Raw genomic sequence first — 8,789 nt, 5'->3', positions numbered from 1 at the left:
CCGTTACCTCACCAACTAGCTAATCAGACGCGGGTCCATCTTGTACCGAAAAACTTTTCACACTGCTTCATGCGAAGCTGTGCGCTTATGCGGTATTAGCAGTCGTTTCCAACTGTTATCCCCCTGTACAAGGTAGGTTACCCACGCGTTACTCACCCGTCCGCCACTCAGTCAACAAATCGTCACCCCGAAGGGATCGTGATAAGTTGCTTCGTTCGACTTGCATGTGTTAAGCACGCCGCCAGCGTTCATCCTGAGCCAGGATCAAACTCTCATGTTAAAAAGTTTAATTCCGAATCAGTATAAAACTGACTTGTTTACTAATAAAGGTTTTTGTTTCGTCTTAGAAACTAAATGAATTTCAAGGATACATGTTTAAAAACTTGTATTAATTCAAGGTTTGTTTCACTGTTCAGTTATCAATCTTCGCTTTGTTGTTGCCCTCAGCAGCAACTCGTTTATATTATCACGATGCTATCTTTTTGTCAACAACTTTTTGATTTATTTTTTAAATCATTTCTTTTAGAAAACTCAGTGTTTTCTAAGTGTGCCGCTCTCAGCGGAACGAATAGTATAATAGCAAAGGATTTCACTAAAGTCAACACGTTTTTACAAAAAAATTATTGTCTTTATTTTCCGATAATTCTAGCAATTAGATTGTTCTCAAAGACGAAATACAATAGCTGGTCTTTTTCGGCATTTTCTATTACAAACTGCCCTACTGCAGATGCCGGGAAACAGCTTGCAATATACATCAACAACCATATTGCTAACATTCCCTCAATCAATCCCGCTATTACTCCAAGAAGACGATTTACATCCCTTATTCCTGGGACTAAACCTATCCCCTTTATGATCTTGTCTATTATAAATATCACAAGTATGCCTATTAGTACTGCTATTATTGTGGCTATACCATTTATAGCAGCATCTGTAAGTTCTTCGGCTATGAATCTAATTGTAGCGTCTATTGAGCTCTGGACACTTTCTGTTATTTCTTCTTTTATTGAGGATGGAACCATTGACATGACCGCATCTTCGCCTGTGCCCACTTCCTGCTCTTCTGAGGCCGTATATCGCTCTGTAAGATGAGTTACAATACCTTCCTGGATTGTATACGGTACCTGTGTAGATGTAGATATATAATTATCAATAAAATTGCTGCCGTAGTTAACAAAGCATATTAAGAACACCCATGCTATGATTCCAAATACGATTCTCAGCATGCCTCTTCTTGCTCCACGTATAACGCAGAACAATAATATTAAAGCTGTGATAATTAATAAATAGTTTATTTCCATTTAGATTCCTACTTGATATATATTTCTTCTGTCTTACTATCCTCTATTAAATAGTATCTCTTTGATGTTGTTCCAGGAATTACACCATAGATTTTATCCTCAAATGTATAATTGAACTTTTTAAAGCCCTGTAGGTTATATATACTTACCTCGTTTTCATTACTGATAAAGATTTCATTATTATCTAAAATAGTAATGTTGTCATAGCTACTTTCTATTTCTTTTGAGATAAGTCTAAATCCGTATAAATTATATACGTTCAACTCGTTTACAATTTCACCATTGTCTGTTGCTGTTTCGCATATATATCCAAAATGACTATCATTATAGAATACACTTTTCATCTGCTGGCCAACTGTAATTTCTTTTGCCACAGTTGCACGAAGATTATTGTTGAAAATAATAATCTTTGAATCACTAAAGGCAATAGCCTTATCATTTTTCATATATTCTACCTTTGGAATTAATGCACCTATGTAATTGTAAGATGCAACGATATTGTCCTCTTCTTCCTTACCAGCACTGGTAAAATCATAGAATACTAACTCTGTATCTAATTCACCGTTATTTACATTTATAATAGATAATAAAAGCCTGGTGGCATCAGAGGAAAGGGCCATAGATACAGGATAGCCTCTGTTCTCAGGATGGATTTCACCTGATACAAGAACGGAACCATCCCTATCATACATTTGTATATAACTGGTTGTTCCCTCTTGAAGTAATATTGCTACTGTGCCTTTATCTGCCACTCTTGCCTCTATAACAGGCGTGGTTGACGAAATAGTATTGATATATCCTTTTGAGGAGAATACATCCACTTCAGTTCCTTTTTTATCGTATACAACAATATAATCACCGCAAAAATCAATATTTGGGTTTGTCATATCATATGTGTAGTTCAATATTAATGTGCCGTCAAATGTGGTATAGAATATTCCATCAGCACTATATTTAATTAGATTATTATTAAAGCTACAATAATTACTCTCGCTAGAGTCCTGTCGTTCCCATGTCTTTTCGACTTCATAATCATCATATGTAGTGATTATTCGTATAACAAATATGGATATAACAATAAATAGAAGTAATAAAATGATATAAAAATAGCGCTTCTTAGGTGGCTTATAGTCGTCATCTACCCGTCTTGCCACTACAGGCTCTTTTTCATCTGTTTCTTCTTCATTGTTTTTTTCTGGTAACTTTATAATCTTAAATTCTTCCATATTTCTCGCTTCTTACTATTTTTTAAAAAGAAAAGGGCTGTATTAACAGCCCAATTTTCTTTAATAAACAAATATTGCTATCTGATATGGCGCCATCGAAAATCCTATTGAGTACTCTCTGCCATCACATTCCTCATGAATTGGTGTGCAAGTCTCAGGAATTATTCCGCCTTCGCCTCCAAATTCCTTGTTTTCACTATCAAGCAATAACCTAAACCGTTTATTTTCTGGAACACCTACTCGATAATCGTCGTATTTCATAGGGGTCATGTTTATTACAAACAATAGATTATTTTTCCCATTCTTTGCCTTGCGAACAAAGCTAAAGATACTGCGGTAGCTATCGTTGGCATTTATCCATTCAAAGCCAGCCCATGAAACATCCTGTTCATACATTGCCGGATACTGTCTGTATATATGTAACAACTCTTTGAACATACGGGCCACATGTCTGTGATTTGGATTGTCTAATACATACCAATCAAGCTCTCTAGCCTCGCTCCACTCAGTTCCCTGAGCGAATTCTTGACCCATGAATAACAGCTTTTTGCCAGGATGGCCCATCATAAATGCATATCCCGCCATCAGATTTTTATATTTATCAACCTCTAGTCCAGGCATCTTTGCAAGCATAGAGCCCTTCAAATGAACTACCTCGTCATGACTAAGCACAAGAATATATCTCTCGGCTTCATTGTAGCTCATAGCAAATGTCATTTTATTGTGGTTGTCTTTTCTGAAATAAGGATCTAGCTTCATGTAGTCTATGAAGTCATGCATCCATCCCATATTCCATTTGTAGGAGAAATTTAATCCTCCATTTTCAACATCCCCTGTAATCTTTGGCCAAGCTGTAGATTCCTCAGCAATCATAATGGCACCAGGGTTTCGACCCCTTATCAAAGTATTGATATGCTTAAAGAACTCGATTGCTTCAAGGTTTTCATTTCCACCATGTTCATTAGGAATCCACTGACCAGGCTTCTTGCCATAATCGAGGTATAACATTGATGCTACAGCATCTACTCTAAGACCATCGATATGATAATGCTCAACCCACTGTAAAGCACTTCCTATCAGGAAGTTTTTAACCTCTGGTTTGCCGTAATTGAAAATTTTGGTACCCCAGTCTGGATGCTCACCCTTTTTAGGGTCTGGATATTCATATAATGGTCTTCCATCAAAATCAGCAAGACCATGTGCGTCTTTTGGAAAATGAGCTGGAACCCAGTCCAAAATTACACCTATTCCGTTTTTGTGCAAATAATTGATGAGATACATGAAATCATCAGGTGTACCATAACGTGATGTAGGTGCATAGTAGCCTGTTACCTGATATCCCCATGAACCATCAAATGGATATTCCGCAATACCCATCAACTCAACATGGGTGTATCCCATGTCGAGAACATATTCTGTAAGACTATGAGCAAATTCTTTGTAGCTGTAAAAGCCATCGTTTTCTGGCCTTGGATGACGCTTCCATGAACCTGGATGAACCTCATAAATTGCAAGTGGCTGTTCCCAAAAATTCTTGGCAGCCTTTCTCTGCTTCATCCACGCATTATCGGTCCATTTAAACTTTGTATTGTCATAGATTCGTGACGCTGTGCCAGGACGTACTTCTGCATATGTAGCATATGGATCTGCTTTATAAAGCTTTGTTCCATCCTCTGTATAAATAAGATATTTGTACAGCTGCCCTTCCTTTACATTTGGAATAAATGTCTCGAATATTCCATGACTTTCTGGCTCAACTCGCTGCATATAATTGCGAGTTTCATCCCAGTCGTTAAACTCTCCAATAACTGCCACTCTGCTAGCGTGTGGTGCCCACACGTCAAAGTAGTATCCAGACTCTTTGCCTTGCTTCCCCCTGTGTGCTCCGAGCTTTTTGTAAATGTCATAATGTGTGCCTTGCCCGAATAAATAGGCATCCAAATCTGTAAAATTGCTCATAAACTATCCCCTTTTATTAATTATTTATTTGTCGAAATCCTTCTCTTTTAAGATGATATTGCCATTCTTATCGTATTTAGGCTTGTTGAAGAATCCACCCTTTGTTGACTTTTCAATGGCATCATCCATTATCTCTGCAACCTCTTTGATTGTAGTAACATGATCATAACGACCGATAAGATTGATTCTATTGTAAAGTGCAAGAATTCCCATATCATCTATAGTGCATTCTGCTTCAAGAGCATATGTCTTTGCAAATGATACCAACTCATCGATTGAGAAGACAGGAATTACAATCTTTTCTGTAAATCTCTTTGCAAATGAACTGTCTTTGATAAGGGCTTTATCAATACCCTTTTTACTATCTTCAATAATGATGATTGTTCCTGATGTATCGTTTTGCATAAGAAGAGACAATGTAACCGCTGTCTCCTTTGAAATGCCACCAGCTGATTCGATGATTAAGCAACCACCCTGAATCTTGCTGTAAAGCTTTTGAATATCCTTTTCGTTAAGCTTTTCTCCGGAAATCTTTCCAATTCCACCCTTTGGATATCCTGTCTTCTTCTGTAAAACCTTGATAATGCTAGTTGCCATCTGTGTTTTACCTGAACCAGGCTCACCAACGATAACAATACTTCCACCATTTGCGTTAGGCTTATCAAGATATGATGCTGCTCCCTCGATTACACGAGTAATATTTGCCTTCATACCATTTATTGGGAGGAAGTATGAGAAGATATCAAGATCTTCATCGTCAATCTTAATAGATGATTGCTGCTTTGGCGCTGCAACTGCAGGGTTTACCTCGGCTACAGGAACTTCAGCCTCCTGAATCTGTACCTTTTCAATCTGTACTGGTTCTGGCTGAATTAGCTCTGGCTGCACCTGATCGACCTCTTCAAACTGAGGCTCTGTAGTTACGACTGGCTCTTCAGCAAATAAATCTTCTGGAAGAATAATAGGAGGTAATTCAATATCATCAATATTGATACTTGGTTCTTCTATTGATTCCTCTACTAATTCCTCTCTTGGTTCTTCTATTATTTCATCTTCTGGTTCTTCAACTACTTCTTCAATTGGAGCTTCTACATGCTCTTCCTGTTCGAGCTCTTCCTCAGGCTCCTGAATAAATTCATCGCCAAGCCCCTCTATTATTTCTGCAACAGGCTCCATGTCAGGCATTGCTATAGCTGGTTCCTCTGTGAACTTTACTACAGGCTCTTCCTCAGCAGTCTCTGCTGGAGCTGGAATTTGTGTATCCACTCCACTAAGTCTATCTATTTCTTTTTGTAAAAGGCTATTTACATCAGCAATCATCTGGGATGCTTCTTTGAAATCCACGTCTTCTGTCTCCTCAGTGTCATTTTCATTTAGCGTTGGAGGCTGCCAACTTGGTGTTGCCTCCTTTAACTCCCCTGCTGCATGCATAATAGCACTTGGCACTGCAGCTGCTGCTCCTGCAAGTGCCGCTTCCTCAGCGGATACAACCGGTATATCAATCATACCTGTCTGCAATCCATCTGTTGAAAGCATCGGAATGGTAAATCCCGCGTGTGTTTCTGTATATTCTGGCTCCTGATTTTGCTCAGTGTCGTCAGGAACAGATTCCTCTTCTTCTAGCTGAGCCTCTTTTACTTCTGTAGGTTCTGCGGTGCCCAGGTATTCCTCCTTGAGAAGCTCCTGCGAAGATATACCAGCATCGAGCTTTGACATAACTCCTTCTAATCGGTTCAAGACGTTGTTTGCCTCACGAAGTGCCTTCGCTCTAGCGCTTTCAAGCTCCTTGCTCTTGGCATCTTCCATGGCTGCCTCTGCTGCACGCTTTGTCTTTTCCCACTCAGCTAAAACATCCTCGATGGTCATCTGTCCTTCGATTTGCTCTTCAGTTTGAGTGCTTTCATCAGCAAGCTTAAGGCTCATTTGACCATCAAAGCCTTCTTCCAAGTACTGCTGGAATGTGTCGTTTATTGAGAAGTCCTCTGGCTCCTCTACAACTTCTTCCTCTGCTACCTGAAGATAAGGTATTTCTTCAACGAGATTCTTGATGGCACCGATGTTTTCTGAAACCTCACCAGCATCGGTTGCTTTCATGATTTCGTCTATATTCTTTTTGATTTCTGCCTGAAGGTTGATTGTGTCGAAACGCTCTGGTCCTTCTGGAAGCTGAATGTTTTTAATGTTTGGAACAATACTGCTTGAATCAGCAACTATCTGTGGAGTAATCTCTGTGATGCCGTCTTTTTTCTGCTGCAAGCTACGATATTTATCCTCTTGGGACTTATCAAGTGGCTGATAAAGCATTTTCAATTCCAATGCTCTTTCAACTACTGGACCATCACCAAACCAAAGAATGATTTCATCGCAAAGTGCTATACATTTATCACCCTGATTTGTCTTGTGATAAAGATAAGCAAGCTCATAAGCCCACTCCTCTATAAAATCATTTTCCTTGAGCTGCTCAAGAATCTTGATAAGAGTGGCATTATCTGCGCCCTTTGCAACATTAATATTGTATTTGAGGATATATTTAAGACTATCGTGTGGAGCTATCTGCACAAATTCGTTGTAGTATTCCTGAGCTACATCTATCTCTTTGAGCTTCAGTGATATCATGCAAAGCTTGTACAGAATCATCCTTCCGATAGGAGAACGCTCATGTGCAACTAATAATAAATCCCTTGCTTCTTCGATTCTACCAGCCGCTTCATAGGATTCACTTCCCGCAATCAAATCATTGATATTGTGAATCTTTCTCCAGTTGATAGTATCTGCAACGGACATTGCATCTGTAAATTTGTTTTTTTCGATGAGATTTTTCATCTCTTCAATTCGAGTACGATATTCCATTTTTTCCACAGAATTATTCTCCAAATTACATACTTATAGTTATTAAAATATTATCATAGCTTGTCATTAAAATCAAAAAACCAGGACTTAAAAATCCTGGTTTTTCAAAATTCTTTATTTCTTTTTGTTTTTCCCAAAAATAGGAGATTTCTTCTCTTCTTTAGCCTCTTTTTCAGCATGCTGTAGAAGAATATTTTTTTCTAAATCGATATATTCCATCTTTTCGTATTCGATTGTTTGCTCCGGCAAGTTTCTTCTTTTCACAAGATAGTTTGCTATTCGTCCAACTATGTAGTAGATAATAGCCACAATTGGTACGGCTACAATCATTCCTCCAAATCCAAAGAAGCCTGCGCCTACAACTACAGCAAATACTACCCAGAATGAAGATATACCTGTTGAATCACCAAGAATCTTTGGCCCAATAAGGTTTCCATCAACCTGCTGCAAAATCAAGATGAAAATGAGGAAATAAATTCCCTTCATAGGCTCTGTAAGGAAGATGATGATGACCGTTGGAACAGCACCGATGTATGGACCAAAAACAGGAACAACATTTGTAACACCAACGATTACAGATACTAATACCGGATATGGCATCTTCATAATTAAGCATGCAATATAGCAAATCACGCCAATGATTATAGAATCAATGATTTTACCAATGATAAACCCGTAGAAGATATCTGCTGATTTACGTGTTATTTCAAGAGTGATATTTGCATATTTAGGAGACATCAATCCGCATATAAGCTTTTTGGCCTGTGCTTTGAATGTTTCCTTTGAAAGCAATACATACACTGAAACGAACATTCCAATGATTATGTTTACTATAAACTTTCCAACTGTAAGAACACTACTGGTTATAAGAGACATCATATCTGTCTCATCATAATCAATATACTGGTCTACAAAGGACAACCCTTGGTTTACCAAATCGCCAATATTGTTATCCTTGGCTTTCATAAGGGCTTCTTCGTACTGGCCTTTTGTAATTACATTGCACCAGTCCAAGACACCTGCTATCTGCTCTTCAATATGCTTTGCAAGATAGATGATTGTGCTAATTAGGTTTGGCACTATGGCATTGATAATAAAAATAACAATTCCAGCCAATACTACCAATGAAAGTATTGATGACAGAGTTCTATTAGCTTTCCTTGCACCTAGCTCTGTTTTACAAAATCTATTAAATAGCTTATTAAAGCGTTTTTCGAAGAACCTCATGATAGGATTCATCAAAAATGCCATTATAAAACCAATCAGAATCGGCTGAATGACTGTATTTACATGATTAATAGCAGCAGATACGCTACGGCTATTTCTCAGTAAAAAGTAAAAGATTATTACAATAAAAGCTGCAATAACATAGCTAAATAGTCTTTTTCTGAGAGCCTTTTGTTCAATTTTTGCCTCTTCGTCTGTCATAAATACCCTCCCTAAGAGCTTGCTC

Annotated in this window: 5 protein-coding genes and 1 rRNA gene; all 6 read right to left on the bottom strand. The window is 38.1% G+C overall.

What is annotated here, in order from left to right; all coding sequences use genetic code 11:
• Positions 1–280, bottom strand: a 16S ribosomal RNA gene (locus tag CRN97_RS10545); the annotation flags it as partial.
• Between the two features lie 349 nt (positions 281–629).
• A complete protein-coding gene (locus CRN97_RS10540; RefSeq protein WP_097076854.1) occupies positions 630–1,301 on the bottom strand; it encodes a CvpA family protein in 672 nt (223 codons plus the stop codon).
• An 8-nt stretch (positions 1,302–1,309) separates the two neighbouring features.
• On the bottom strand, positions 1,310–2,527 hold the full coding sequence (locus CRN97_RS10535; protein WP_097076853.1) for a DUF5711 family protein: 1,218 nt from the start codon (positions 2,525–2,527) through the stop codon (positions 1,310–1,312).
• A gap of 60 nt (positions 2,528–2,587) precedes the next feature.
• Entirely contained in the window at positions 2,588–4,486 is a 1,899-nt protein-coding gene (gene glgB / locus CRN97_RS10530; RefSeq protein WP_097076852.1) for a 1,4-alpha-glucan branching protein GlgB, read from the bottom strand.
• Between the two features lie 24 nt (positions 4,487–4,510).
• Positions 4,511–7,345, bottom strand: a complete 2,835-nt coding sequence (locus CRN97_RS10525; protein WP_097076851.1) for a tetratricopeptide repeat protein — start codon at positions 7,343–7,345, stop codon at positions 4,511–4,513.
• 105 nt (positions 7,346–7,450) lie between these two features.
• Positions 7,451–8,764: an AI-2E family transporter gene (locus tag CRN97_RS10520; RefSeq protein ID WP_097076850.1), complete on the bottom strand. Its 1,314-nt coding sequence runs from the start codon at positions 8,762–8,764 to the stop codon at positions 7,451–7,453.
• Positions 8,765–8,789: the final 25 nt, after the last annotated feature.

The sequence above is a fragment of the Pseudobutyrivibrio ruminis DSM 9787 genome (assembly GCF_900218035.1).
Lineage (GTDB): Bacteria > Bacillota > Clostridia > Lachnospirales > Lachnospiraceae > Pseudobutyrivibrio > Pseudobutyrivibrio ruminis.
The sequence above is the reverse complement of the archived record's forward strand: the minus strand, read 5'-3'. Positions and strand labels throughout refer to the sequence as shown.

Coding starts and splice junctions, on each gene's coding strand:
- CRN97_RS10540 (WP_097076854.1), bottom strand. CDS start 1,301: ATGGAAATAAACTATTTATTAATTATCACAGCTTTAATATTATTGTTC.
- CRN97_RS10535 (WP_097076853.1), bottom strand. CDS start 2,527: ATGGAAGAATTTAAGATTATAAAGTTACCAGAAAAAAACAATGAAGAA.
- glgB (WP_097076852.1), bottom strand. CDS start 4,486: ATGAGCAATTTTACAGATTTGGATGCCTATTTATTCGGGCAAGGCACA.
- CRN97_RS10520 (WP_097076850.1), bottom strand. CDS start 8,764: ATGACAGACGAAGAGGCAAAAATTGAACAAAAGGCTCTCAGAAAAAGA.